This window comes from Rhodococcus sp. PvR099, from assembly GCF_017833315.1.
In the GTDB taxonomy this organism is placed as follows: Bacteria; Actinomycetota; Actinomycetes; order Mycobacteriales; family Mycobacteriaceae; genus Rhodococcus_G; species Rhodococcus_G oryzae.
Genome location: NZ_JAFIBV010000001.1, coordinates 4,613,285 through 4,637,201, shown reverse-complemented (window position 1 = coordinate 4,637,201; position 23,917 = coordinate 4,613,285). Strand labels below are relative to the sequence as shown.

The 23,917-nt window shown below is 69.7% G+C and carries 24 protein-coding genes and 1 tRNA gene; 9 read left to right on the top strand and 16 right to left on the bottom strand.

Features of this window, described 5'->3' with window-relative positions; genetic code table 11:
* Positions 1–117: 117 nt before the first annotated feature.
* Positions 118–1,077: a hypothetical protein gene (locus tag JOE46_RS21475; RefSeq protein ID WP_209928413.1), complete on the top strand. Its 960-nt coding sequence runs from the start codon at positions 118–120 to the stop codon at positions 1,075–1,077.
* A 108-nt stretch (positions 1,078–1,185) separates the two neighbouring features.
* Here the strand turns inward: JOE46_RS21475 and JOE46_RS21470 are convergent, their stop codons facing one another.
* Positions 1,186–3,135, bottom strand: coding sequence for a prolyl oligopeptidase family serine peptidase (locus tag JOE46_RS21470; protein WP_209928412.1), 1,950 nt, complete (start codon positions 3,133–3,135; stop codon positions 1,186–1,188).
* A gap of 252 nt (positions 3,136–3,387) precedes the next feature.
* Here JOE46_RS21470 and JOE46_RS21465 point away from each other — a divergent pair, with 252 nt between their 5' ends.
* On the top strand, positions 3,388–3,822 hold the full coding sequence (locus JOE46_RS21465) for a hypothetical protein (protein WP_209928410.1): 435 nt from the start codon (positions 3,388–3,390) through the stop codon (positions 3,820–3,822).
* A gap of 6 nt (positions 3,823–3,828) precedes the next feature.
* On the opposite strand, the gene JOE46_RS21460 is transcribed toward JOE46_RS21465, so the two are convergent.
* The 4 genes from JOE46_RS21460 to JOE46_RS21445 are packed head-to-tail and all read right to left on the bottom strand — an operon-like array spanning position 3,829 to position 6,710.
* On the bottom strand, positions 3,829–4,203 hold the full coding sequence (locus JOE46_RS21460; protein ID WP_143548434.1) for a hypothetical protein: 375 nt from the start codon (positions 4,201–4,203) through the stop codon (positions 3,829–3,831).
* Positions 4,204–4,923 carry a hypothetical protein gene (locus tag JOE46_RS21455; RefSeq protein WP_209928408.1) on the bottom strand — a complete coding sequence of 240 codons (720 nt, stop codon included), beginning with the start codon at positions 4,921–4,923 and terminating at the stop codon, positions 4,204–4,206.
* Entirely contained in the window at positions 4,923–5,267 is a 345-nt protein-coding gene (locus tag JOE46_RS21450; protein WP_209928406.1) for a type VII secretion target, read from the bottom strand. Before JOE46_RS21450 ends, JOE46_RS21455 begins: the two co-directional genes overlap by 1 nt.
* A gap of 48 nt (positions 5,268–5,315) precedes the next feature.
* Positions 5,316–6,710 (bottom strand): carotenoid oxygenase family protein, encoded by a 1,395-nt coding sequence (locus JOE46_RS21445; RefSeq protein WP_209928404.1) that lies wholly within the window; start codon positions 6,708–6,710, stop codon positions 5,316–5,318.
* A gap of 116 nt (positions 6,711–6,826) precedes the next feature.
* Between JOE46_RS21445 and JOE46_RS21440 the strand changes: the two genes are divergently transcribed.
* Positions 6,827–8,134 carry a pyridoxal phosphate-dependent aminotransferase gene (locus tag JOE46_RS21440; RefSeq protein ID WP_373560251.1) on the top strand — a complete coding sequence of 436 codons (1,308 nt, stop codon included), beginning with the start codon at positions 6,827–6,829 and terminating at the stop codon, positions 8,132–8,134.
* Between the two features lie 22 nt (positions 8,135–8,156).
* Here the strand turns inward: JOE46_RS21440 and JOE46_RS21435 are convergent, their stop codons facing one another.
* Complete coding sequence (locus JOE46_RS21435; RefSeq protein WP_097211573.1) at positions 8,157–8,351, bottom strand: hypothetical protein; 195 nt, start codon at positions 8,349–8,351, stop codon at positions 8,157–8,159.
* Between the two features lie 229 nt (positions 8,352–8,580).
* On the opposite strand from JOE46_RS21435, the gene bluB reads away from it, so the two are divergent.
* The 3 genes from bluB (at position 8,581) to JOE46_RS21420 (ending at position 10,465) form a co-directional block, all read left to right on the top strand.
* On the top strand, positions 8,581–9,210 hold the full coding sequence (gene bluB / locus JOE46_RS21430; RefSeq protein WP_097211574.1) for a 5,6-dimethylbenzimidazole synthase: 630 nt from the start codon (positions 8,581–8,583) through the stop codon (positions 9,208–9,210).
* Between the two features lie 86 nt (positions 9,211–9,296).
* Positions 9,297–9,977 carry a helix-turn-helix domain-containing protein gene (locus JOE46_RS21425; RefSeq protein WP_209928402.1) on the top strand — a complete coding sequence of 227 codons (681 nt, stop codon included), beginning with the start codon at positions 9,297–9,299 and terminating at the stop codon, positions 9,975–9,977.
* Positions 9,974–10,465 (top strand): hypothetical protein, encoded by a 492-nt coding sequence (locus JOE46_RS21420; protein ID WP_097211576.1) that lies wholly within the window; start codon positions 9,974–9,976, stop codon positions 10,463–10,465. The genes JOE46_RS21425 and JOE46_RS21420 overlap by 4 nt, the downstream gene beginning before the upstream one ends.
* Here the strand turns inward: JOE46_RS21420 and JOE46_RS21415 are convergent.
* From JOE46_RS21415 to JOE46_RS21400, 4 genes are all read right to left on the bottom strand, one after another.
* Positions 10,416–11,828, bottom strand: a complete 1,413-nt coding sequence (locus JOE46_RS21415) for a cytochrome P450 (protein ID WP_097211577.1) — start codon at positions 11,826–11,828, stop codon at positions 10,416–10,418. The two genes, JOE46_RS21420 and JOE46_RS21415, sit on opposite strands and share 50 nt — an antisense overlap.
* Positions 11,828–13,051: an MAB_1171c family putative transporter gene (locus JOE46_RS21410; RefSeq protein WP_097211578.1), complete on the bottom strand. Its 1,224-nt coding sequence runs from the start codon at positions 13,049–13,051 to the stop codon at positions 11,828–11,830. The genes JOE46_RS21415 and JOE46_RS21410 overlap by 1 nt, the downstream gene beginning before the upstream one ends.
* A gap of 8 nt (positions 13,052–13,059) precedes the next feature.
* Positions 13,060–13,584 (bottom strand): hypothetical protein, encoded by a 525-nt coding sequence (locus tag JOE46_RS21405; RefSeq protein WP_143548435.1) that lies wholly within the window; start codon positions 13,582–13,584, stop codon positions 13,060–13,062.
* A 360-nt stretch (positions 13,585–13,944) separates the two neighbouring features.
* On the bottom strand, positions 13,945–14,604 hold the full coding sequence (locus JOE46_RS21400; protein ID WP_097211580.1) for a hypothetical protein: 660 nt from the start codon (positions 14,602–14,604) through the stop codon (positions 13,945–13,947).
* Positions 14,605–14,784: 180 nt separating this feature from the next.
* Here JOE46_RS21400 and JOE46_RS21395 point away from each other — a divergent pair, with 180 nt between their 5' ends.
* Positions 14,785–16,071 (top strand): YibE/F family protein, encoded by a 1,287-nt coding sequence (locus JOE46_RS21395; RefSeq protein WP_209928401.1) that lies wholly within the window; start codon positions 14,785–14,787, stop codon positions 16,069–16,071.
* A gap of 45 nt (positions 16,072–16,116) precedes the next feature.
* Here JOE46_RS21395 and JOE46_RS21390 read toward each other — a convergent pair whose 3' ends face one another.
* The 5 genes from JOE46_RS21390 to JOE46_RS21370 form a co-directional block, all read right to left on the bottom strand.
* Positions 16,117–17,400 carry an Hsp70 family protein gene (locus JOE46_RS21390; RefSeq protein WP_209928400.1) on the bottom strand — a complete coding sequence of 428 codons (1,284 nt, stop codon included), beginning with the start codon at positions 17,398–17,400 and terminating at the stop codon, positions 16,117–16,119.
* Positions 17,401–17,548: 148 nt separating this feature from the next.
* Positions 17,549–18,871, bottom strand: coding sequence for a UDP-glucose/GDP-mannose dehydrogenase family protein (locus JOE46_RS21385; protein WP_209928398.1), 1,323 nt, complete (start codon positions 18,869–18,871; stop codon positions 17,549–17,551).
* Positions 18,872–18,970: 99 nt separating this feature from the next.
* Positions 18,971–19,489, bottom strand: coding sequence for a hypothetical protein (locus JOE46_RS21380; protein WP_209928397.1), 519 nt, complete (start codon positions 19,487–19,489; stop codon positions 18,971–18,973).
* Positions 19,490–19,530: 41 nt separating this feature from the next.
* Entirely contained in the window at positions 19,531–21,249 is a 1,719-nt protein-coding gene (locus JOE46_RS21375) for an alpha/beta hydrolase (RefSeq protein ID WP_209928395.1), read from the bottom strand.
* Positions 21,249–21,554 (bottom strand): hypothetical protein, encoded by a 306-nt coding sequence (locus JOE46_RS21370; RefSeq protein ID WP_209928394.1) that lies wholly within the window; start codon positions 21,552–21,554, stop codon positions 21,249–21,251. Before JOE46_RS21370 ends, JOE46_RS21375 begins: the two co-directional genes overlap by 1 nt.
* 225 nt (positions 21,555–21,779) lie before the next feature.
* On the opposite strand from JOE46_RS21370, the gene JOE46_RS21365 reads away from it, so the two are divergent.
* Complete coding sequence (locus JOE46_RS21365) at positions 21,780–23,069, top strand: acyl-CoA dehydrogenase family protein (protein WP_179800531.1); 1,290 nt, start codon at positions 21,780–21,782, stop codon at positions 23,067–23,069.
* Positions 23,070–23,120: 51 nt separating this feature from the next.
* On the opposite strand, the gene dcd is transcribed toward JOE46_RS21365, so the two are convergent.
* Positions 23,121–23,699, bottom strand: coding sequence for a dCTP deaminase (dcd, locus tag JOE46_RS21360; protein ID WP_097211587.1), 579 nt, complete (start codon positions 23,697–23,699; stop codon positions 23,121–23,123).
* 77 nt (positions 23,700–23,776) lie between these two features.
* Between dcd and JOE46_RS21355 the strand changes: the two genes are divergently transcribed.
* Positions 23,777–23,850: transfer RNA gene (locus JOE46_RS21355), tRNA-Gly, on the top strand.
* Positions 23,851–23,917 lie beyond the last annotated feature (67 nt).

Sequence of the window (23,917 nt, the reverse complement as noted above, 5' to 3'; positions counted from 1 at the left end):
GTGTGCGCCCGACGCAAAACCAGCCGCCTGTGCACAACCCACGACCCGTGCACAGGCTGCTGGTTCGCCCAGCGCTCCGAACGCCGAACCCCCGAGCCGAGGTGCAGCCTTCATCGCATGGGGGCACACATCATCCGACGCCAGGAGGCACTGCGACGCGGCGCCACCGACCACGAACTGCAGCGCCAGTGCCGCACCGGGGCCTGGGAGCGGCTGCGGCCGGGAACGTATGCGCCCCGCGACGACCTGGACACGCTCGATCCCGTTGCGGTTCACCGGCTGGTGGCGGAGGCAGCGCTGCGGGTCGCGTCGCCGGATGCCGTGCTGAGCCACCAGTCCGCCGCGGCGGTACACGGCCTCGAGATGTGGAACACGCCCCTGCGTCGAGTCCACCTGACTCGCAACCGCACGGGCGGCGGGCGCAGGACCGGGCTGCGGCACGTGCACGTGGCGGAGCTCGCCGACCACGAGACAACCGAGGTCGACGGGCTGCGCGTGACCACGCTCGCCCGCACCGTCCTCGACCTGGCGCGCTCGCTCCCCTTCGAGGAGGCAGTCGTCGCTGGTGACCACGCGCTGCGCACGACCGCGCTCACCGCCGCCGAACTCGGCGAGGCCGTCGGCGGCCTGCCCGAGCGCTCGGGCCGCCGCAGGGCCCACCGCGTCGTGGATCTGCTCGACGGTCGATCGGAGAGCGTCGGCGAGTCACGCAGCCGAGTGCTGATGGTCAGGGAGCAACTCCCCGTCCCGGACTGTCAGCCGAACCTGTACGCCCCGGACGGCGCCCACCTCGGCCGGGTGGACTTCCTGTTCGAGGAGCTCGGAGTCGTCGGCGAATTCGACGGCCAGGTCAAGTACGGCCGCCTGGTGCCGGAGGGCCAGACGCCCGCGGACGTGCTGTGGGCGGAGAAGCAGCGCGAGGACGCCCTTCGCGCCGCGGGCTGGCAGGTGGCGCGGTGGACCTGGCAGGACCTGGCGACGCCGCGCGTGGTGGCCGGCCGCATCCTCGACGCGATCGAGCGAGCCCGCCTGTCGCCGCCGCCCCGCGGCCGGGTGGCGTGCACGCCGAAGCCGTGACCTCTCGCTCCCCCGCACACCCTCTCCCGAGATCGCACACCCTCTGGCACCGGAATACCCGTGCGACCTTGCCAAAGGGTGTGCAAGCAAGACGAAGCGCGACGCCGGCTACGGACGCCAGAGCTCGAGCCGCGGGATCCCGGGCGTCTCGAAGCCGAGCACCTGGCCGTAGAACGACAACTCCGCCTCCCGCGAGCTGACGATGGTCTCCACCTTCCGGAAGCCGTGCGCCTCCCCCTCGTACGCCAGGTACGCGTGCGGTATCGCCTTGCGGACCATCGCATCCCGGAACCGCTCCGCCTGCGACGGCGGGACGATCGGATCCGACAGGCCCTGCAGCAGCAGCACCGGGCAGGAGAGCCCGTCGACGTTGTTCACCGGCGCCCGCCGCGCGTAGAGCTCCTTGCTCTCCGGCAGCGGACCGATCAGGCCGTCGATGTACCTGGACTCGAAGTCGTGCGTCTCCTGGACGAACAGCTCGAGCTCGGCGACGCCGTAATACGAGGCACCGCAGGCGAACACATCGGAGGTCGTCAGCGCCGCCAGCACCGTCCAGCCGCCCGCCGAGCCTCCCTCGATCGCGAGCCGCGTCGGATCGGCCAGCCCGACGTCGGCCAACCCGCGGACGGCGGCGATGGTGTCCTCGACGTCCACGATCCCCCACTGCCCACGCAGCCGGTTGCGATACTCGCGGCCGTATCCGCTCGACCCGCCGTAGTTCACATCGATCACGCCGATCCCGCGGCTGGTGAAATACGCGAACACCATGCTCAGCGCGGGCGCGACGTGTGCGGTCGGGCCACCGTGCACGAACGCGACGTACGGCGGCAGCTCACCGTCCACCCCCGTGTAGTCCGGGTTGCGCGGCGCATAGGTGTACGCGTGCACCTCACGCCCTTGTGGCCCGGTGACCGTGATCGGTTGCGCGGTCGGCAGATACGCGACATCGGGCAGATCGTCGACGCCGAGCCGGACATCGGTGACCGCACCCGTGCCCAGGTCCAGCAGCCGCAGCCCGCCAGGCGTCTGCGCGCCACCGCTGCGCAGCAACACCCGATCGCCGTGTACGTCCGTGATGCCGAGGGAGGTGAGGTCGCCGAGGTCGAGGTCCCGGATCGAGCCGTCGGATGGGTCGACCAGTGCCAGCGTGTCCGTGCCGACGGTGCGGGTGGCGAGCAGGCGACCGTCCGCCAGCTCGGCGTACCAGCGGACACCGAGATGCCAGAGGGGCGCGCCGAAGTCCGCGTCCAACGGGCACACGGGTTGTGGCGGCTGAGCACCGAGATCCACCCGGTACAGGTTCCACCAGCCGCTGCGGTCGCTGATCGCGTAGAGGGAGCCGTCGTCGAACCACTGCGGCTGCAGCACCGACTCCTCGGGCCCGCCGAGCAGCACCCGGCCCGGGCCGCAGACACCGTTTTCGTCGAGCTCGGCGACCCGCAGTTCGGTGCCGTCCCATGGCATCTGCGGGTGGTCCCAGGCGATCCAGGCGAGTCGCCTGCCGTCGGGCGAGAGCCGCGGGTAGGCCAGGAAGTGCGAGCCGGACACCACCGACCGCAGCCGTGCGGGATCGCCGCCGCCGGAGCCGTCGAGCGGGATGGCGCAGATGTCGCGACGTACCTCGCCGTCGGCCGAATGGGTCTCGCGTACGCACCACACCTCGTCGCCGACAACGCTCAGCTCGCCGTACCGCAGCCCCGCGCGGACCGCGGGCGGCGGCGTGAGCGGGATCGGGTGCTCACCCGGACGGAGCGCGTACACGCGTTGGTCGCTGAACTCCGCGAACACCAGCCGACCGTCGTGGGTGACCGTCCACCCGCCGCCGCCGTACTCGTGCACCCGGGTGCGGGCGTTCCACGGCGGCGGCAGCACGTCCTCGGGCTCCCCGCGCCTGCCCGCGCGCCGGATCGAGGTCCGCCCGCCCTCGCTGGGACGCAGCTCGGACCACCAGATCTCCTCGCCGACAAAGTGGCCGGCGTCGACCGGGTGCCCGCTGGAGGCGAGGTCCGCGGCGGTGATGGGCGAGAGCCAGGAACCGTAGGGTGCGCGCTGTGGCATGCGGTCCAACTTAGGCCGAGTCGCCGACAATCGCGCACAGCGGCGGCCAGCCGGGTCGACTCGAAGGCGATAGTCCAATATGTATTCGTGGGGGATCAAGAAGCAGTCAAGCTGTCGACACGGGCACTGGCCGGTCGAGGGGTGCCATCAGCAGAGGCCTCGCATCGCAAGGGGCCATACCTCTATGTTCTGGAGGAGCGGGCCCCCCGAGCATGTTCAGCGCATGGGCTTCCGGAATCGCGACGCGTCAAGATGATGGTGAGGACGAAGCCGTCGGCGTCCAGAGCACCCGGCCGGCGCTTCGGCATCACCGCGAATATCTTCTCGACGGCCGCCGGCGTGTCGGAGGATTCTGAGCACGCTGTCCTCGTGAAGGCCCGTTGGCCGCTGTGCCGGCAATGCGATCTCCGCCGCCGCGTCTATTTCGGATCGTTCTTGCTGATGCTCGCGTCGGGTCTGCTGGCACTGATCGCTGTGGTCTTGATCCGCGCGACGGGCGATGCGAGCCCCAGCCTGATCTGGCCATTTCTGATCGGGCTGGCCCTTTTTTTGGGTTCAGTGGTTCCATTCGTCCTCGGCTCGCTGCCCAGATTGACGGGAACTCACGCTGCCGCCGATGGCTCAGGGCTCATCGTGGAACACCCGGACCCCAAGTTCATTCACGCATTAGCCATTCGAACTTGCTGAGACCTTCTACCAATCCGAGCTCAAAACTCCACGGGACCCATAGCCTTCATCCTCGTCCGCAGGTTCAAGATTCGGTGAAGTCGCGCCGAGCCGATCGAGTTGACGTTGACCTTCCACCGCCATCGCCTCTCGATCGGTGTCACTGAGCTCACGGTATTGCTCAGCGAAGGAATCGACCAATGGGCTGAGAACCCGCTCGAATGAATCCGACCCAACCAAGTCCCGCAGGCTTCGCTTGCCCGCGACCGCATCTGCGATGGCCGCCTTGAACTCGGCGTCCTCACTCCGTTCTGCAAGGAGTTGCATGCAGGCCTTCAGGTGGGACGAAAGTCCACGATCACCCCGGGCAATATCCACAGGTATGTCAGTTTCAGAGTTCATTCAAACCCCCGGGTGATCATAGGAGCGTGTGGGAAGGACATTGGCCTCCAAGTCCTGCAAGCCACCGAGACTGCCTGCGATGACCCCAATCGTGCCTTGTGCGGCATTCCAAGTATTCGAATGGAGAGTCAATACCTCGCCCCACACGCCCATCGCCTTGGCGATCGTTACGACCGCCGCGGCTCCCGCGAGTACCGGACCGATGACGGTCACCCCTGTCGCGGCCGCAGCTGCCATCTCCAGGGCAGCTGCGATGAGTAGATCCAATAAGAACTCCCACAAGCCCTTGATGGCCTGCGCCGTCTCATACATTCCGGTCGACATCATCTTCAATTGGTCGCCGATCTCACCAATGACATGTGCCTGGCCGTTCACAGAACCACTGAACCGCGAAAAGTACTCGGCCGCCGCGTCGGCTGCATGCCCATCCCACGAGTGGTCAACACCCTCCATCCCGATGCGGACTGCGGCAGCGTAGCTGCGGTTGAACTCGTCGAGGTTCGACAGCGCTTGTCCCGCTTTGTTGACGGCTTCCCAGTCCCCCGCAAACTGCTCTGCCACCCACTCCCATGGGTTGGTGCCTGTCGCCAATGCGGCCGCTTGACCCAGCCAGTACGACACGCTGATGTACTGGGATGCGCCGAGGATGTTCTCCACCAGGTCCGGTACGGGATCCATGGATGCGGGATCTTTGAGATGCTCGATCGGGTTTGGAGGCATCACGACTCCTGATACGTAGCGTCGAGTTGCCCTGCGGTATTAACATCCGTGACGCGGTACGAATTAGCGGCTCGGTCGAGCTCGTTGCCCGCGTCACCACTCAGCGTCGTCAGAGTCGCGTAGGCAGGCGTCAACGTCGACAGCACATCCGAGATCTTCTCGACCACAGGGGCAAAGAGACGACCCTCGGCGTATCCGATCTGGAGCCATTTGTTCAGGTACTCCTCGGCCTGCGATGCCTGTGTGGCCAGATCAGCCAATGTTGCTGCGAATTTATCCAGGTCATCCGGATTGACTCTGAAATCTGCCATTTCGCCCCCGCGCATTACCCCCTGCGCGCCCATTCGACGCGCTCCCGCGCCGAATCTATCAGTGACCGCGATACCGACACATCACGCGGGCAACCACGCCCCGTGCAGCCCGGCGGGCACCCGGAGCGGCAATCGCGCCCTGCCGAGCGGGCCCGATCCGGGGTCCTCCGCGGGGAACACACAGAACCACGACGACATGTCGGCGCGGTCGGTGCCGATCATCCCCCAGTAGCCGTGTTCCGCACCGGGCATGAAGATCGGTTCGCCCACCGTGAGGCTGCCCGGATCCCAGTGCGCCTCGGATCCGGACGGCCCGAAGAACCACAGCGAATCCATCGGGCCGTCGCGGCCGGCGAGCTTGCCGACGGTCGCGACGGTGCCGTGGCCCCTGGTGAGGCTGCGGTCGTCGATGCGGGGGAACTCGACGTCCCTGTCCGACAGGGCTGTTCGCTGCACCGCGCCGGTCTCCGGATCGATCACCGCCCGCATCAGCGTGCCGACGTTCGGGTGGTCGGCGTCCGCGAACCCGCCCGGGTACGACCATTGCGCGTAGTCGATGCTGACCCGCCCGTCGGGCAGGTCGAACCCGTTCGCGAAGTGCCACACCCAGAACGCCTCGCAGCTCGCCCACCGGACCGGGCCGCCGTCGCGCGGGATCAGGGCCACCCTGGTGCCGTCGTCCGGCCGCCAGTCCAGTACCGACCCGCCGGTGAGCAGGCCGGCCATGTCGAAAGCCAGCGGGCACACCAACAGCACGATGTAGCGCCCGGTCAGGGCCATGTCGTGGATCATCAGCGCCTTGTCCATCCCCGCGACCGGTGTGGGCGGGCGGGCGAGCGAACCGTCGGCCGCGACCACGGACCAGGTCAGGTAGGGCGGATCGAGCAGGTAGTTGAACAGCACCAGCTCCCCGGTCGTCGGGTCGATCTTGGGGTGTGCGGTGCTGCCGACCGCCATCGCGCCGTCGCAGTTCTCCGGCCCGAGGGTGCGCAGATCGGCCGGGTCGAGCCGATAGGGCCGGGTGGTCTCGGCCATCGCCATCAGCCGGCCGCCGTGCCGGACCACGTTGATGTCCGGCAGCTCGCGCGGCGTCCCGACCAGCTCGGGCCCGACCTCGGCCTCGCTCGGCGTGTACAGGTCGGTCACGCCTGCCCAGATCGCGTGGCCGACCTTCTCCTCCGCCACCACCATCGGCGTCCGGACGAACCGGTTGGTGTACCGGGCGGCACCGTCCGCCAGCTCGATCCGATGCACCATGCCGTCACCGTCGAGCGGGTAGACGTAGCGGCCGATCGGATCGAACCGGGGGTTGGGCCCGTTGCGCAGGTACGCGCCGTGCAGGTCCGACGGCAGCTCGCCGACGATCTCGAGGCCGCGGACGTCCACCTCCTCCCGCTGCGGCTCGAAGATCCCCGTCAGGTGCGAGTGGTGCGCGATGTCGACGGACGCGGGCCGGGGAAAGCTCGGTGCGTTCATGGGAAGGCCACCTCCGTGCGGAGTTCGTTCCGTCTTTCAGGGTCCTCTCCCCGGGTGCCGCCGAACAACGATTTGGCGGTGCGGACCGCGTCCGATCAGCCCGTTACCTGCGCCACATGCGGGGTAGCGGGAGAAATCCGCTTGAACCGGGGTGGCACCATGGACCGGTGACCGTCTCGGAGCCCTCCCACCACACCCACATCCAGCCGCGCGTGCTCAACCAGTCCGCGAAGCTGCAGAACGTGCTGTACGAGATCCGTGGACCGGTACACGCGCACGCCGCCCGGCTCGAGGCCGAGGGCCACCGCATCCTCAAGCTGAACATCGGCAACCCGGCCCCGTTCGGCTTCGAGGCGCCCGACGTGATCATGCGCGACATGATCGCCGCGCTGCCGACCGCGCAGGGCTACTCCGACTCCAAGGGCATCCTGTCCGCCCGCCGCGCCATCGTCACCCGCTACGAGCTGGTCCCGGGCTTCCCCGACCTCGACGTCGACAACGTCTACCTCGGCAACGGCGTGTCCGAGCTGATCACGATGACGATGCAAGCGCTGCTCGACAACGGCGACGAGGTGCTGATCCCGGCGCCCGACTACCCGCTGTGGACGGCGACGACCAGCCTCGCGGGCGGCACCCCGGTGCACTACCTGTGCGACGAGTCCGACGGCTGGAACCCGGACATCGCCGACATCGAATCGAAGATCACCCCGCGTACCAAGGCGATCGTTGTGATCAATCCGAACAACCCGACCGGCGCGGTCTACACGGCCGAGGTGCTGAGCCAGATCGTCGCGCTGGCCCGCAAGCACCAGCTGCTGCTCCTCGCCGACGAGATCTACGACAAGATCCTCTACGACGACGCCAAGCACATCTCGCTGGCGACCCTCGCCCCCGACCTGCTCTGCCTGACATTCAACGGCCTGTCCAAGGCCTACCGGGTGGCCGGGTACCGCTCGGGCTGGTTGGCCATCACCGGCCCGAAGGACCACGCGGCGAGCTTCCTGGAGGGCATCGACCTGCTCGCCTCGATGCGGCTGTGCCCGAACGTGCCAGCGCAGCACGCCATCCAGGTGGCGCTCGGCGGGCACCAGAGCATCGAGGAACTGATCCTGCCCGGCGGCCGGCTGCTCGAGCAGCGCGATGTCGCCTGGGAGCGGCTGAACATGATCCCGGGCGTCACCTGCGTGCGGCCGAAGGGCGCGCTGTACGCCTTCCCCCGGCTCGATCCCAACGTCTACGAGATCCACGACGACGCCAAGCTGGTCCTTGACCTGCTGCTGCAGGAGAAGATCCTCGTGGTCCAGGGCACCGGGTTCAACTGGCCCAACCACGACCACCTGCGGATCGTGACCCTGCCGTGGGCCCGCGACCTGGCGGTCGCGATCGAGCGGTTCGGCAACTTCCTGGCCGGCTACAGCCAGTAGCAGGAGCGCTTCGGTGCGGGCGTCAGCTCGAACCGAACATGATGAAGTTCGCCACGTCTGCGAAGGCGTTCCAGACGTTGCTGAGGAACACGATGGCGGCACCGGCGATCGGTCGCAGCGATTCCGGTACCCCCGCCAACGGGTCCGGCCCCGGAGGGTTCGCCGCCGCAACTCCCGAACCGAGGAGCGACAGCACGCCGACGAGCAACAGTGTCAAGGCAACTCGAATCCTGTTCACACTCGGTCTACCGACCGGAGCAGGCGAAGCGTTACCGGCGTCGCACAGCATTTGACGAGATCGCACACCCATTCTTCGCCCAGAACGTGTGCGATCTCGTCACCGTGTGTGCGTACTGGTCAAGGGTGCGCGACGGCGGCCGGGGCGTCCGATCGGCTACCGTCAGTGGGGTGTGCGCACCTCGGACTTTCCCAGCAGGACAGATCGCATGACCGGCGAGCCGCTCTCGGTCTATGACGCCATCCGGATGCGCCGCGACGTCCGCGCCGAGTTCACGGGTGAGCGGGTCTCCGAGGAGCAGCTGACCCGGATCCTGCAGGCCGGGCACTGCGCGCCCAGCGTCGGCAACACCCAGCCCTGGGACTTCGTCGTCGTGCAGAAGCCCGAGACGCTCGATACGTTCGCCGAGCACGTCGCGGGCTGCAGGCGGAACTTCGCCGACTCGCTGCCGCCGGAGCGCCGCGCCACCTTCGACCCGATCAAGATCGAGGGCATCCAGGAGTCCGGCACCGGCGTGGTGGTGACCTACGACGCCAGCCGCGGCGGCGCCAACGTGCTCGGCAGGCACACCGTCGAGGACACCGGCGTGTTCTCCGCGGTGCTCGCGATCCAGAACATCTGGCTGGCCGCGGTCGCCGAGGGCATCGGCGTCGGCTGGGTCTCGTTCTACGAGGAGGACTACCTCACCGAGCTGGTCGGGATCCCGTCCCCGGTGCGGCCCATCGCCTGGCTGTGCGTCGGCCCGGTGTCGGAGTTCCAGGAGACCCCCGACCTGGTGCGCTTCGGCTGGCGGGACGGCAGGCCGCTCTCCGAGGCCGTGCACCGCGAAAGCTTCTGAATCAGGCTCCGCCAAAAGCCACAAACAAGCGACAAAGCAATGGTCTCGATGTTGGTTGGGTGACCCAGACAACATAGGGTGCACTCATGGTCTCCGAGAGCAGAGCGCGCTTCGGCAGATTCGTCTCCGAACGCCGCCGCGCCCTGAACCTGACCCAGGACGAGGTCCGGGCCGCGGGTGGCCCGTCCGACGCGGCCCAGACGCGGGCCGAGAACGGCACCGGCCCCGAGCCCAGCCAGCGCACCCTCCGACGCCTCGACACCGGACTGAACTGGGCCGCGGGCAGCGCCGCCCGCACCCTGCTCGGCGGCGTCCCCGACCCGCTCGAGGCCGAGCCCGACCGCGCCCCGGGCAGGCCGCGCGGTGCCACCGAGTTCGGGCCCGACTCCGTCGCGGTATCGGTCGAGATGATCGCCGACCTCCTGGCCCCGCACGCCACGCTCAATTCGTTCCGTGGCCGGTGGTCCGAGGTCACCGAGGACGAGTTCGACAAGGCCACCGACGCACTCAACGCGGCCATCTCCCGGATCACCGGCGTGTATGTCACCGACATGCTCGAGCGCAACGGCGGCCCTGGCATCCCTGTGCCCGCCCTGATCGAGTTCGCCTTCGGCCACCACCTCGACGAACCTGTCGGTGAGGATCCGGCCGACGCCGAGGAACGGCTCTACCGCCGGTGGCTGGCCGGCCGGCCGATCGACGCGGACGCCGACCTCGATTCGAGGTTCCGCCGACGGTGGCAGGCACGACGAGGAGCAGACGCATGACCCACGCGGACGTACAGCCGATTCCCCTGTCCACCCGAGTCAACCGGTTGTTCGAGTGGGGACACCGGCGCGGCGACCCCGAGCAGACGAACGAGGAGGTCGCGCTGGCGCTGGGCGACCGACTCCGGCGCCCCGTCGAGCCGCGGATGGTCAAGTCCATCCGCGACGGCAGCCTCGCCGATCCGCCCCTCGACCTCCGCGATGCCGTTGCCGACCATTTCGAGGTCTCACGGGCGTACCTGTCCGGCAGCGACTACGGGTACGTCGACACCCAGGTCCGGCTCTGCATCAGCGCCCGCGACGCCGGGGTGAGGAGCCTGTCGATGCGCTCGCTCACCGACCCCGACCCGGCCGGCGGGGCGCTGCCCCGTCAGGCAATGGAGGAACTGATCGGGTTGCTGGCGCGGCTCGGCGGGGCGAGCGGAGCGACGGGGGATGTCACGGACGGACCCGGCGGCGCACCCGCAGCCGGAACCCATCCGGCTTGAGGGTGAGCTGCTCCTTGACCCTGAGCTGGTAGCCGGGTTCCGGCTCGAGGTCGTAGCGCTGCACGAGCAGAGCCAGCGCCAGCACCATCTCGTGCAGCGCGAACTGCCGGCCGATGCACGCCCGCAGCCCGGTGCCGAAGGGCTTGTAGACGTGGCCGGGGCGGGACCGCACCTTCTCCGGTAGGAACCGGTCCGGGTCGAAGGTCTCGACGTCGGGCCCCCAGACCGGATCGCGGTGCAGACCGAGCACCAGTACGAACGCCCAGTCGTTCTCCGCGAACCCGTAACCCCCACCATCGCTGTCACCGCCGATCGTCGTGTCGGCGACTGCCTCCCGGAAGTAGCCGGGAGCGGTCGGCCACAGACGCATCGTCTCGTCCACCACCCGGCGCACGTAGCGCAGCTTCGCGACCTGCTCGAAGGAGACCTCCGGCCGATCGGCGCCGGGCCACAACGACTCCACCTCGGCCCGCGCTCTGGACGCAATCTCCGGGTTCTGCGCCAGGAAGTGCAGCGCGAACGCCAGGGCATTGGCCGAGGTCTCGTGCCCCGCGACGAGGAATGTCAGCACCTGGTTGCGAATGTTCACCTCGTCGAGCCGCTCGCCCGTCTCGGGGTCGGCCGAATCCAGCATCAGGTCCAGCAGGTCGGGGCGACTTGTCTCGTCGGGGCTGGCGCGCCGCTCGGCGATCACCTCGTCCACGACGCCGGCCACGTACGCGATGTCGGCGTCGTTCTGCCGCTCGGCCTTGCCCGCGAACAGCGAGCGGAACGGGATCGGGATCGCGGTCTGTTCCGCGTGCCGCAGCGCCCGTAGCATCGCGCCGACGAACGGGTCCTCCTGATCGCCGTGCGCGCTGCCGAACGAGTCGAAGCTGTACCCGAACCCGGCGCGGCCGATCATCTCGAGCGTCAGTTTGCTCATCTCCGCGGGCACGTCGACGAACTCCGTGGTGGCGTGCTCGTCCCAGCGGCCGATCAGCTCGCGGGTGGTCTCCAGCATCGTCTGGTGGTAGCCGCGCATCGCCTCCCTGGTGAAGCCCGGCATCAGGATGTTGTGCGCCTTCGACCAGTTCGGCTCGTGGTGGAACGCAGTGAACAGGCCGTCGGCGACGATGGTCCGCAGCTTCTCCAGCGGCCGGCCGACGTGCTTGCGGAACCGCTTCTCGTCGTTGATCTCCTCGACCAACTCCGAACCGGTCACGAACGTGAGCTTGGTGCCGACGATGACACGCTGATAGATCGGTCCGAGCCGCTGATGCTGCCACAGCGTGCGCTGACTGGGGGCGCTGCGGTCCATCCCGAGGATGTCGCCCACGAGGGGGACTCGGCGCGGTGGGTGCGGGATCGGTCGTGTCTCCATCAGATGGCAGAACCCGCGCTCACCACTGGTGGGCCGGGGACCGCGCTCCTCTCTCGGGTGTCGGGGCGGCGAAGGCCTCGGGCCTCGCTCGGTTCGGTTGCTCGGGAGCCGGTCTGGTGCGCGATGGTCGCGGCGAGCCGCCAGCTGCGGGCCAGGCGCAGCAGCGCGCGTGTCTCGTCGACGAGGTCGTCGTGCGGGGTGTCCGCCTCCCCCGCGCCCGTCGCCTCCAGCGGGGGACCCCCGGTCCGCTTCCGCTCGCAGGCGCGCAGCAGCTGTACCGACCGGCGGACCGCCGACCTGGTGTCGCCGTCCAGCCCGCGGCGCTCCAGCTCATCCTCCAGATCCGCGTCGACGGCGGCCGAGGTGTACGGCTGCAGTTGCATGGTGGCGTCCCAGATCTCGACGACCGTCCGGTGCAGACGCTCCTCGAACCCTGATGCCGGCAGGACCACCTGGGGTACCGCGGCCGTCAGCGTCGACCACATCGGTTCGAGCTGACGCAGTTCCCGTCGGCGCATCCACATCGCGACGACGGGCACCATGCTGACCACGGCGATCAGGGCCACCTCAGGGAGGAAGAGGACGTCGTTGGATCCGGCCCGCCACCTCGTCAACGCGTTGTCCACCTGGGCGGCCGAGAAGAAGGCCGCGACCGGCCTCGCGACGTTGTCCACCAGGGAGAACATGCACATCACGCCCACAATCACGATCATTACCAACTCGAGCCAGCCGGGTCCGGACCGCAGGAACTCGTAACAGATCACCAGGGCCACACACACCGCGACGACAATCGGGATCGAGTACAAGACGAAGTAGACCGCGCACTGCCAGCCGCCCGCCGCCTCGATCGTGAGGCCGGCATCCCGGGACTTCTGACTCAGCATCAGCAGCGAGACGCCCAGCGCGAGCGTGATCGCGTACACCGCCGGCTGACGCCAGTACGGCTCGTCCGCACCCTCGTTGAGCGCTGTGGCAAGGCCGAGGATGGCGGCGCCTGCGAGCATCACGCAGAGGTGCGTCAACGGCCGTATGACCGCGATGTCGGTGAGATGTGGCGCGAGGGCGGACTGGACCTCCGGCACCCGCAGGGCCGCCGGCACCGCCCAGAAGAGCAGGACCAGATTGATCCGGCGCTGCGCCAGTGCCTCCCGCATCACGGCCAACCGGATCAGCGTGATCACCCAGATGCCGATCAGCAGCGGCCACATGATCGCCGCGGGCATGGTGGAGGTCAGCTTCGGCTCCAGACCACATTGTTCAGCCGCGACACCCGCACCGACTGCTTGGCGCCGGCCTTGGATCGCGCGCTCACCGCGCCCGAGTCGGCCAGGAACAGCCGCGTCGCGAGGAGCTCGGCTTCCTGCTCCACCTCGTCGTCGTAGGCAGCCCGGCCGAGCAGCGAGCGCACTGTCTCGGGCCGCACGTCGGGGGCCAGCTTCTGCAGCGTCGTCAGGTCGACGTTGAGGCCGGAATCGCCGCGGAGGATGTGGGCCAGTTCGTGGTAGATGATGTGCCTTCGCAGGTAGACCGAGGCATCTGCGGCGTACATTACGACATCGTCGTGTTCGCGACCGATCCACAACCCGCATGGAGCGCCCCTGATCACCGCGGCGTCGACCGGCTCCAACCGGATCGGTCGCCCGCGCTCGGCCTCCATCCAGCCGATGAAATCGTCGAAGGACCAGGGCCGCTCGATGGGCAGCGCATCCATGAACGCGTCCACCCGCCTGCGCGCGACTTCCAGTGATCGGGCCACCGGCGAACCCTATCGAACGGGGCTCGCGGTAGGCCCCGGAGGCTAACTGGACGGCCGACTACCCCCCACGATGACAGCCAGATCCGCGCCATGTACATTCACACAAGACACCTTGTGTGTCCAGCAAGCCCGATTGCCCCTCCCCCCCCTGTGGGCAATCGGGTCGGTGGCGGGGACACACCCCCCTGTTCCCCGCCACCGCTGCAAAACTTCCCCGAATTCGGCGCTGACCACTCGCGCTCCCGGGTCTCCCAACCGAGTAGGCGCTCCCCAGCGCTGATTTCGGTGTGTTTCCGCATCGCGTGCGCGGCACAATTGAAGCACACGAAGCCACAAAAAAGCCACACAGAGGCAACATTCTCAGGACGAAATCGCGACGGTGATGGCGGTGCGGTCGACCGACGCTTCGACCGTGACCGTGGGCGTACCGCTCCGTGTTCCCACGAAGGACTGCACCAGCGCGCTGCCGCTCGGGTAGCCGAGAACCTCGACCACGGAAGACGCCTCGCCCTCGGGCGATATCCGCATCGGCACCTCGCGCCGCAACGAGTCGATGTTCGAGTCCACGCCGGTCAGGTCGATCTGCAGAACGCACGCACCCGAGATCGACACGGGTTCATCCGTGCCGTGCAGGAGCGGCATCTGCACGAAGCGGGCGCTCCACCCCATCGATCCATCTCCGCCGAGACCGAACACGATGGTGTCCGCGGCGGCGGTCGGTTCGATCTCGATCGAATCCAGGGTGGGTAGAACGGGCGCGGGCGATGGCTGCGCCCCTGGTTCCACGGGAACCACGTCGGGCACGGTGGGCAGGGTGGGCACCACGTCGGGCACGGTCGGCAGCGACGGCGAATCGCCGACGAGGAGCCGCCCCGAGAACGACTCGAACTGTTGACACCGCAACCCGTGCGCCTCGCCGGCAGGGTGATCCGGGTCCGGCGCTCCACACGCGGTGGACACGGCCAGAGCCGGAAGGACCAGGGCCACCGCGCTCACCCAGGTTCGCGTGGGTACGTCCACAGTGCGGTTCCCCCATCGTCGGCATCGGCGGTCACCGGGTACATCGCCGTCGGGCACCGAGCCGTTCCACGCGGCGTTCCGGGCTCGGGAGCGGCCCGGTCTTCCGTCCACCCGAGGTCGGTACCCTGGCCGGATGCGTCGACAGGGCCGCGCGGCCACCATCCGGGCGAGCAGGCCAACGTGACAGAGCTGCGAACCGGCCACGGACATGGACACGGCCACGGGCACAGCGGTCCGATCCCGGTCGGCCCGGTCGCCGCCCGCGTGGTCGTCGGAGTGCTCGTCGCGATCGGCATCGCGGTGCTCGCAGGCGCGGTCGTCCTGTGGCCGAGCAGCCGCAGCATCGACATCCCGCTGCCCTTCCAGACCTCCGGCGGCGGCGCCGTCGTCACCGAGGCGGGCACCGTCACGCTGCAGGACATCGGACCGTGCGGAAGCGCCTCCGCCGGTAGGCCCTTCACGGGTTCGCCGCAGCCTCCGCCGAACGACTCCTACCACTGCCAGCGCAGCCTCATCGACATCGAATCCGGCCCGAACGAGGGCACGACGACGCTGCTGGAGATCGGGCCCGGCCCCGGGCAGCCGGATCTGCGTGTCGGGGACAGCATCCGGCTCGTGCGCCAGACCGATCCGTCCGGCGCCACCATGTACTCATTCGAGGACTTCGCCCGCGGGCTCCCACTGCTGCTGATCGTCGCGGCGTTCGTGATCGTCATCGCCGCGGTCGCCCGCTGGCGGGGCGTGCGCGCCCTGCTCGGGCTCCTCGTCGCCTTCGGCGTGCTCGTCGGGTTCATGCTGCCCGCCCTGCTCGACGGCCAGCCCGCGATCCCGGTCGCCCTCGTCGGCGGCGCCGCCATCCTCTACGCGGTGCTGTACCTGGCGCACGGGGTGAGCCTGCGGACCAGTTCGGCCCTGCTCGGCACCCTGGCGTCGATGCTGCTGGCCGCGCTGCTGTCGTGGGTCACGATCGAGATGACGCACCTGACGGGGCTGTCCGAGGAACAGAACACCAACGTGCAGACCTACATCGAGCACGTGAGCATCACCGGCCTGCTCTTCGCCGGGTTCATCATCGGCTCGCTGGGTGTGCTCAACGACGTCACCATCACCCAGGCCTCGACGGCGTTCGAGCTCGCGGGCATCGAGCGCGAGGCCACCCGCCGCCAGATCTTCGGCTCCGCGATGCGCGTGGGCCGCGATCACATCGCCAGCACCGTCTACACCCTGGTGCTGGCCTACGCAGGCGGCGCGCTGCCTCTGCTGCTGCTCTTCAGCGTCGCCGGCCGCTCGATCAACGACGTGCTGCTCGGTGACGCGGTCGCGATCGAGATCGTGCGCTCCTCGGTCGGCGGCATCGCCCTGGCCCTGTCCGTCCCGCTCACCACGGCCATCGCGGTGATGCTGGCCCGCCCGCCGCGGTCCGGCGCCGCGGTCACCGGGCGGTCGGGGGGAAGACACGCGCGCTGACGCCCCGGCCGGGGCGCCGCCTCGCGGCGTGCTCGGCGTCCGGCGTCAGCGGACCATGCCCGGCGGCAGCTCGACGCCCGGCGGCACCTCGATCTGGATGGGGTCCGGCAGGTTCAGGTAGCGCCGCGGCGGCGGGCCAGGAACCGGCGGCGCCGGGTTCGCCGATGACGACTCTGCGGCGGGCGACGGCGCAGGGGCGCGCGAGGGCGTCGACGTCGGCGGTGTCGTCGTCGTGGTGGTCGGGGGCGCCGAGGTCGTGGACGGCGTCTCGCGGTCCTCGGTCACGGCCGTGGCGCGGCCCTCGCCCTGGGTGGTGTTGGCACCGTCGCGCCCCATGGACAGGCCGATACCGGCGACGACGACCAGACCGGCGGCCGCAGCCCCCGCGATCGCGAGCTGACGCCGGGACGCGCCGCGGGTCCGGCGCGGGCTCGGGGCATCGGTGAGGATCCGCTTGGGCTCCGGCACCGAGACCGGTGTCGCCAGCATGGCCGCGCCCTGCGCCGTCACCATCTCCGGTTCGGCGGGCACCACCGTCGGAAGGTTGAGCCAGGTACGCAGGATGGACTGGACGAGCGGGATGTGCGCGCCGCCGCCGAGCAGGACCACCGCATCGGGATACCGGCCGGACGCCGCGATCACCCCGCGGGCGAACCGCGCAGAACCCTCGACGGGCACCACGATCATCGATTCGAAGGTCTCCCGGGAGAGCAGGATCAACCCGGCCTCGCTCGGCACGGCGATCGCCTCGCTGGCGGAGAGCTGCTCCTTCGCGAAGCGGCACCGCTCGTTGAAGGCGGTCGCCTCGTCGGCGCCCACCGGCGAGACGATGCCCTGCGCGCCCGCCTGGTGCTCGCTGATCAGCCAGTCGAAGTAGTCGCCGGCGATCTCGGTGCTGCGCTCGGTGGCCAGCACCTCCCCCGAGGCCCGGTCCACCACGCTGACCGTCAGGCCGGAGCTGCCCAGGTCATAGAGGACCAGCGTCCGGTAGTCGTAGATCTCCCCGGTGGCCTCCAGCCGGACGATCGCGGCCGTGCTCGCGGGGATCAATTGGTAGTTGTGCAGGCGCTGGCGCGCCATCGCCTGCTGCATCGCGTCGGCCTGGCGCTGCGTGGCGTACGCGACCCCGGTGGCGCCGACGGTCTCGCCGCCCTGCGCGAGCAGCACCCCGATGGACTGGGCGGCAGTCTCCTCGGCGCGATGCGGCACCGTCGCGATGACCTGGCGCTGGAACGCTTCGACCCCGCCAGGACCGCGGCGGGAGGCGACGTCGGGACGCGCCATCCGCACGGCACTGGACCCCACCGACACACCCAGAACCGCACTCATCGAGCCGCCTTAAATCGGGGTTGCACGCAGCCGACGCTCGAATCGCGCGCACTTGGACCACGTGAGCATAACGAACGAGTGTCCAGTCGCACCCTCCGCGCGGAGATGCCCCGGACGACGATCCGGCCGACTGTCCGGCTCACGCCCCTCAGCTGCGGCCGAGGCCCCGGTACGTCCACCCGGCGGCCGCCCACTCAGCGGGATCGAGGCAGTTGCGGCCGTCGATGAGCACCTTCGATCGCACCGTCCCCGCCAGGTCCGCGGGACGCAGCGCCTTGAACTCGTCCCACTCGGTGGCGAGCAGCACCGCATCGGCGTTGTCACACGCCTCCTCGACCGAGGTCGCGTAGTTCAGCGTCGGGAACAGCCGGCGGGAATTGTCGAGCGCCTTGGGGTCGAACACGCTCACCACCGCGCCGTGCAGCTGCATCATCCCCGCCACGTTGAGGGCGGGCGAGTCCCGGACGTCGTCGGACTCCGGCTTGAATGCCGCGCCGAGGACCGCGATGTTCGCGCCGAGCAGCGACCCGCCGCAGGCCCTGGTCGCCAGCTCGACCATCTTGGTCCGGCGGCGCATGTTGATGCTGTCCACCTCGCGCAGGAAGGTCAGCGCCTGATCGGCGCCGAGTTCGCCCGCCCGCGCCATGAACGCCCGGATGTCCTTCGGCAGGCACCCGCCGCCGAAGCCCAGTCCAGCATTGAGGAAGCGGCGCCCGATCCGGGCGTCGTAGCCGAGCGCGTCCGCGAGCTGGGTGACGTCGGCGCCGGTCGCCTCGCACACCTCGGAGATCGCGTTGATGAAGGAGATCTTGGTCGCGAGGAAGGCGTTCGCGGACACCTTCACCAGCTCCGCGGTCGGCAGGTCGGTGAGCAGGAACGGCACCTCGTCCTCGATCAGGCGCGCGTACAACCGACGGATCAGCGCCTCGGCGCGCCCGGCGCGGGCGGGGTCGACCCCGAGCACCAGGCGGTCCGGCCGCAGGGTGTCCTCGACGGCGAAGCCCTCGCGCAGGAACTCGGGGTTCCACGCGACCTCGACCTCCTCGCCTGCGGGCGCGAGTTCGCGGGCCCGCGCCCCCAGTTCGGCCGCTGTGCCGACGGGGACGGTCGACTTGCCGACGATCACCGCGGGCCGGTCCAGCAGCGGGGCGAGGGTGTCGATCACCGAGTGCACGTGACGCAGGTCGGCGCCGTACTCGCCCTTCTTCTGCGGGGTCCCCACCCCGAGGAAGTGCAAGTCCGCGAACGCGGCGGCGTCGGGGTAGGAGGTGGTGAAGTGCAGCCGACCCGCGTCGATGTTCCGCTTGAGGACCTGCGCGAGGCCCGGTTCGTAGAACGGCACCTCTCCCCCGGAGAGCTTGGCCACCTTGCCCGGGTCGATGTCGACCCCGAGCACCTCGTGTCCCAACTCGGCCATGCAGGCGGCGTGCGTGGCTCCGAGATAGCCGGTTCCGAAAACGGTGCAGCGCATAGGTAGTTGATAGGCGCCCAGGGTTAGCGCAGCGGATACCCGGCGCAAGGGTCGCGGCAACAGCAGGTGTACATCCGGCGACGGCGGCCGAGCGGCCGGTCAGGGGCGGTCGATGACCTCGGGTTGGTCGGCGGAACCCGCGTTGGCGCGCGGGAAACAGGCGGAGGTGCCCGAGACCGACAGGCTGCCCCGGCCGTTGTCGTGGGCAACGATCGCGGATCCGTCGGGCATGGTCGCGACCGCGGTCCGACCACCGCCCGTCGATCGGCGGACGAGCGGACGGTCGAGACCCTCCCAGTGGGCGGCGATCGCGTCCAGGTTCTGCGCGGCGCCGCCCTCCGGGATCCCGCTCACCCAGTAGTTGAGGGTGAGGAAGACCGGGCCGGCGGCGTCGCGGTCGTTGTCGTCGCAGGGCGTGACGCCGCCGGGGTTGAACGCCCCGACGGGCGAACTGGGATGCGCCAGAGTCAAACTGGTGCCCTCGGGCAGCGCGGACAGGGCCTCGCCGAAGTGCTCGACCAGCGCGGCGGAGGCGACGCCCTCGGTCAGTGCGGTGTCCATGTCGGGCTCCTCGTCTGAGCTGCAGGAGGCGGCGAGCAGCACGAGCGCACTCGCCACCAGCACCCTCCCGACGCCGGTTCTCGGTGCGATCTCGGGCCTCACGAGGGCCCGCCCATGCCGGCGATGATCTGTCCCATGCCCTCCAGCGACCGATTCCGCAGGTCCCAATATTCGCTGTGGACCCGGGGATTGGTCCCGAGGAGCGGGCCCGGATCGCCCGGGTCGCTGGCGAACACCCGACCCCCGAAGTCCGGGTCGGTCGGATTGGTGCCGTGCACGTGCCTGCCGGCCAGCGTCGCGTCCCCGAGGTAGGGCACCGGGTCCCAGCGGGCGGCGGTCGAGTACACGTGCGCGCCGACGTCACCTGCGTTGACGCCGTCGAGATGCAGTTCCGAGACGTGCTCCGCGTTGACCCCGGGGCTGCCGACGAAGACCAGCTCGTCGACATCCAGCGATCCGCCGCCGACCGCGGCCGTGCCGATCACGGTGCTCCCGTAGCTGTGGCCGACGATCACCTGGTGCGCCGCCTGCCCCTGGTGCGCGGCCCGCAGTCCGTCCTGGAAACTGTCCAGCCGGGGCGCGCCCCGCTCGGCGAACCTGTCGAGCCCGGCCTCGGGAATGCTCTGCGGCGCGTTGTAGCCGTACCAGGTGACGACGGAAGTCGTGGCGAGCGGATCGGCGCGGGTCGCGGCGTCGAGCATGCGGGCGGACCGGTCGATGTCGCCCCCGATGCCGGCAAGGTGCGAGCCGGTGCCCGGCACGAGGGTGGCGACATTGTCGGCGAGGTCCGGGTTGCCGAGGGCGATCGCCGCACGCCCGTCGCCGTCGATGCCCATGAGAAGTCTCGGCGGCGCCGACCCCGCGTCGATGGCGCGGTGCACGGCCCCGTACTCGTCGATTTTCGCCAGGAGCGGCTCGCGTTCGCCCCGCCAGGCGTTGTACTCGGCCCAGGCCTTCCATGCCTTCTCGTCGCGGGAGTTGGACGCCGGCTGAGCGGGCACCTGCTCCCCCGCCGCCCATCCGGGATGCCGCGCGTTCACCGCGTCGAGCGCCGCCGCCGCCCGGGTCTGCAGGTCCTCGAGGTGGATCCGGTTGTAGCGATCCTTGTCGGCGGCCGGGAGGCCGTCCCGGTTGCCGACCTCCCGGTCGTGCGCGAACAGCGCGTCCTTCTCCTCGCCGGTCAGGCTCGTCCAGAACTCGTGGAGCTCCGCCGCGCCCGCCGGCAGGGTGGATCGCCAGTCGACGATGTCCTGGACGCGCGGGTCGGGCGCCCGCTCCCCGGGCACCAGATCGAACTCCGCGAGGCAGTCGGTCAGCGTGGCGGCGGTGCGGCTGTCGGCGAGCGCGACCTCGTCCAGCGCCCGGGCGATGTCCTCGGCGAGCTCCCGGGCCCGGGCATCGAGGACCCGCTGTGCGAGGGCGGCGTCGCCCGCCGCGGCGACGGTCAGTCCCGGACCGGCCGCGGGCGCGGTGACGGCACCCTCGTCGGACACCGCGAAGCCCTCGCCGAGCGCGCCCTCGATCACCGCGATGGCGTGCGCGGCAGCGGATTCGATGGTCGCCGCGCCGCGCCGCAGCGATGAGGAGGTCTCCAGCAAAGCCATCGCGATCCTGTTGCCCGCGGACCGTTCCTCCACCGCGCGGTCCCAGGCACCGCGTGCCGCGTCGCCGTGCCAGGTGTCGAGGACACCGTCGACGCCGCGGACCACGAGGGCGATCTGCTCGTCCAGCTCGGTGGCGGCGCGGGCGAGCTCATCGGCGGAACCGTTGAGGCATTGTGGATTCCAGCCCCGAAGCTGGGTGAGCGCGGGGCGCATCAGCCGCCCCAGGCCGGGGCGAGCAGGCTCCTGTTCCTGGCCTCGGCGTCGTCGTACCGAGCGGTGTTGGCGGCCGCGATCTGAGACATCACCCGGACCCTCGACCCGATCGCGCGCACGCCGGCCTCGATCAGGTCGGCCCCAGCGGCGTAGGCCGCGGCGGTGGCAGACCCGACGAGCCCCTCGGCCGTGCCCCGAAACGCGGGCGCCGTGTCGATCTTTTCGATGGCCCCGGCCGCCGACTCCAGCGCCCCCGCGAGCCGTGCCAATGCGGCGGTGTCGACCGCCATCTCCCCTGACGTCATGGTTGCCCCCCAGCATTCAATCCACGTCATCCGCCAGCACCCTAACCCAGCCGACCGCGCGCCGGCGGCGCATTGAGAGAGGTAACCTCCGCCACATCCCGCTTGAGCGCTAACACGGGGTCAGTACTGATCGATAAGGTTCACGGCGGCGCTCCGGAGGGAGATCGTGCGCCGGCTGGGTCCCACTTCGGGCCACCGGCACGAGTTCAGGTGATAGGGGGTTCGGTGCCGGCATCCATCCGCATCGGGCAGGACGAGTTCGACACCGAGATTCTCGACCCGACGCGCCGGGATTCGCCCCGCACAGGCACAGGTTCGGCTGCGACAGTGGTGGATCCACACCGTCCCAGTGTTCGGAGCAGGGACACCGCGCCGCCCGTCGGCGCCCATCGCGGTCTCGATGAATGCGTGCGGGTCGCCGCGGTGTGGGCGGACGAGGTCGATCGCGAGGGGCGGTTCCCGGCGGAATCCGTCGCCGCGCTCAGATCTGCCGGGCTCTTCGGCGCAGCGGTGCCGACCGACCTCGGCGGCGCCGGGCTCTCGCTGACCCGGCTCGCCGCGATCACCCGCGCGCTGGGCCGGTCGTGCGGCTCGTCCGCGATGATCTTCGCGATGCACCAGACACAGGTGCTCAGCGTCGTCCGGCACGGTCGCAGCGCGTCGATGCGCGCGCTGCTCGCCGCCATCGCCGAGCACCAGCTGCTGCTCACCTCCGCCACCACCGAGATCGACGTCCGCGGCGGAGTCCGTTCCAGCGGCTGCGCGGTGGAGCACAGGGGCGACCGCGTCCGCCTGGCGAAGACGGCGCCGGTCATCTCGTACGGCGGGTACGCCGACGTGGTGCTGGTGACCGCCCGCCGCACCCCGGCCGGCGCGCCGAACGATCAGGTCCTGCTCGCCTGCCCGAGGTCGGAGATGAGGCTGACCCCGGTCGGCACCTGGCACACGATCGGCTTCCGCGGCACCAGGAGTCCCGGCTTCCGCCTCGCCGTCGACACCGGCTCCGGCGCGCTGCTCGACGATCCGTACGCGGAGATCTCGGCGCAGACGATGCTCCCGGCGTCGCACGTGCTCTGGTCCGCCGCGTGCCTCGGGATCGCCGACGCGGCCCTGCTGCGGGCCAGGCAATCGGTGCAGACGGCCCGACGCCGCTCGGCCGGCCCGGCGCCCCTCGGCTCGATCCGGCTCGCCGAGCTGGTGATCGCGCACCAGCAGCTCGTCGACACGGTCTTCGGGGCGGCCGCACGGTTCGAGTCCCTCGCGAAGAACCCGGCCGCGATGTCGACGGTCGGGGTGCTGCTGGAATTCAGCGCGGTGAAGGCGAGCGCCTCGACGCTCCTCATCGACCTGGTCGGCCGGGCGCTGACCATCTGCGGGCTCACCGGGTCCCTGCCGGGTCACGAGCCCGCGATGAGCCGACACCTGCGCGACGCCTACGGGACGGCGGTCATGATCAGCAACGACCGCATCCTGAACCACGACTCGCAGCTCGCCCTCATGCGCCTGGGACACTAGCGAGGGCCCGGCCAATTGCGTTGCGGCCGGCCCTTTTCCGGCGGCGCGGGGCTACTGCGTCGGGGACTTCACGAAGTTCAGGTAGGCCTTCGACGGCGTCGGCCCGCGCTGGCCCTGGTACTTCGACCCGACTGCGGCACTGCCATACGGGTTCTCGGCGGGGCTGGAGAGCCGGATCAGGCAGAGCTGACCGATCTTCATGCCGGGCCAGAGGGTGATCGGCAGGTTCGCGACGTTGGACAGCTCGAGGGTGATGTGCCCACTGAAGCCCGGGTCGATGAACCCGGCCGTCGAGTGGGTGAGCAGGCCGAGACGGCCGAGGCTGGACTTGCCCTCGAGGCGCCCGGCCAGGTCGTCGGGCAGGGAGCAGAACTCCAGCGTCGAGCCGAGCACGAACTCGCCCGGGTGCAGCACGAACGGCTCCCCCTCCGCCGGCTCGACGAGGCTCGTGAGCTCGTCCTGCTGCTGAGCAGGGTCGATGTGCGTATACCGGGTGTTGTTGAAGACACGGAACAGACGGTCCAGGCGAACGTCCACGCTGGACGGCTGAACCATCGAGTCGTCGAACGGATCGATGCCCAGCCGCTGGGTGGAAACTTCGGAACGGATGTCGCGATCGGATAGCAGCACAGCTAGAGGTTAGCGGTCTGCTAGAGTTGCCGCTCGCAGGGTCTTGCACTGCCACATTGGCGGCAAAACCCCTGCATGCCGATGTAGTTCAATGGTAGAACATCAGCTTCCCAAGCTGAATACGCGGGTTCGATTCCCGTCATCGGCTCCATCCAGTCTAGTCCCTGATCTGATCTGATCCGGTCTGTTCTGTGTTCTGTTGTGTCTTCCACTGCCCA

Excerpts from the sequence above, each read along its gene's own strand:
- JOE46_RS21375 (WP_209928395.1), bottom strand. The coding sequence starts at position 21,249 with ATGCGCCCCGCGCTCACCCAGCTTCGGGGCTGGAATCCACAATGCCTC.
- JOE46_RS21465 (WP_209928410.1), top strand. The coding sequence starts at position 3,388 with ATGATGGTGAGGACGAAGCCGTCGGCGTCCAGAGCACCCGGCCGGCGC.
- JOE46_RS21390 (WP_209928400.1), bottom strand. The coding sequence starts at position 17,400 with ATGAGTGCGGTTCTGGGTGTGTCGGTGGGGTCCAGTGCCGTGCGGATG.
- JOE46_RS21455 (WP_209928408.1), bottom strand. The coding sequence starts at position 4,923 with ATGCCTCCAAACCCGATCGAGCATCTCAAAGATCCCGCATCCATGGAT.
- JOE46_RS21420 (WP_097211576.1), top strand. The coding sequence starts at position 9,974 with ATGACCCACGCGGACGTACAGCCGATTCCCCTGTCCACCCGAGTCAAC.
- JOE46_RS21370 (WP_209928394.1), bottom strand. The coding sequence starts at position 21,554 with ATGACGTCAGGGGAGATGGCGGTCGACACCGCCGCATTGGCACGGCTC.
- bluB (WP_097211574.1), top strand. The coding sequence starts at position 8,581 with ATGACCGGCGAGCCGCTCTCGGTCTATGACGCCATCCGGATGCGCCGC.
- JOE46_RS21470 (WP_209928412.1), bottom strand. The coding sequence starts at position 3,135 with ATGCCACAGCGCGCACCCTACGGTTCCTGGCTCTCGCCCATCACCGCC.
- JOE46_RS21445 (WP_209928404.1), bottom strand. The coding sequence starts at position 6,710 with ATGAACGCACCGAGCTTTCCCCGGCCCGCGTCCGTCGACATCGCGCAC.
- JOE46_RS21415 (WP_097211577.1), bottom strand. The coding sequence starts at position 11,828 with ATGGAGACACGACCGATCCCGCACCCACCGCGCCGAGTCCCCCTCGTG.
- JOE46_RS21450 (WP_209928406.1), bottom strand. The coding sequence starts at position 5,267 with ATGGGCGCGCAGGGGGTAATGCGCGGGGGCGAAATGGCAGATTTCAGA.
- JOE46_RS21440 (WP_373560251.1), top strand. The coding sequence starts at position 6,827 with ATGCGGGGTAGCGGGAGAAATCCGCTTGAACCGGGGTGGCACCATGGA.
- JOE46_RS21385 (WP_209928398.1), bottom strand. The coding sequence starts at position 18,871 with ATGCGCTGCACCGTTTTCGGAACCGGCTATCTCGGAGCCACGCACGCC.
- JOE46_RS21460 (WP_143548434.1), bottom strand. The coding sequence starts at position 4,203 with ATGAACTCTGAAACTGACATACCTGTGGATATTGCCCGGGGTGATCGT.
- JOE46_RS21425 (WP_209928402.1), top strand. The coding sequence starts at position 9,297 with ATGGTCTCCGAGAGCAGAGCGCGCTTCGGCAGATTCGTCTCCGAACGC.
- JOE46_RS21410 (WP_097211578.1), bottom strand. The coding sequence starts at position 13,051 with ATGCCCGCGGCGATCATGTGGCCGCTGCTGATCGGCATCTGGGTGATC.
- JOE46_RS21475 (WP_209928413.1), top strand. The coding sequence starts at position 118 with ATGGGGGCACACATCATCCGACGCCAGGAGGCACTGCGACGCGGCGCC.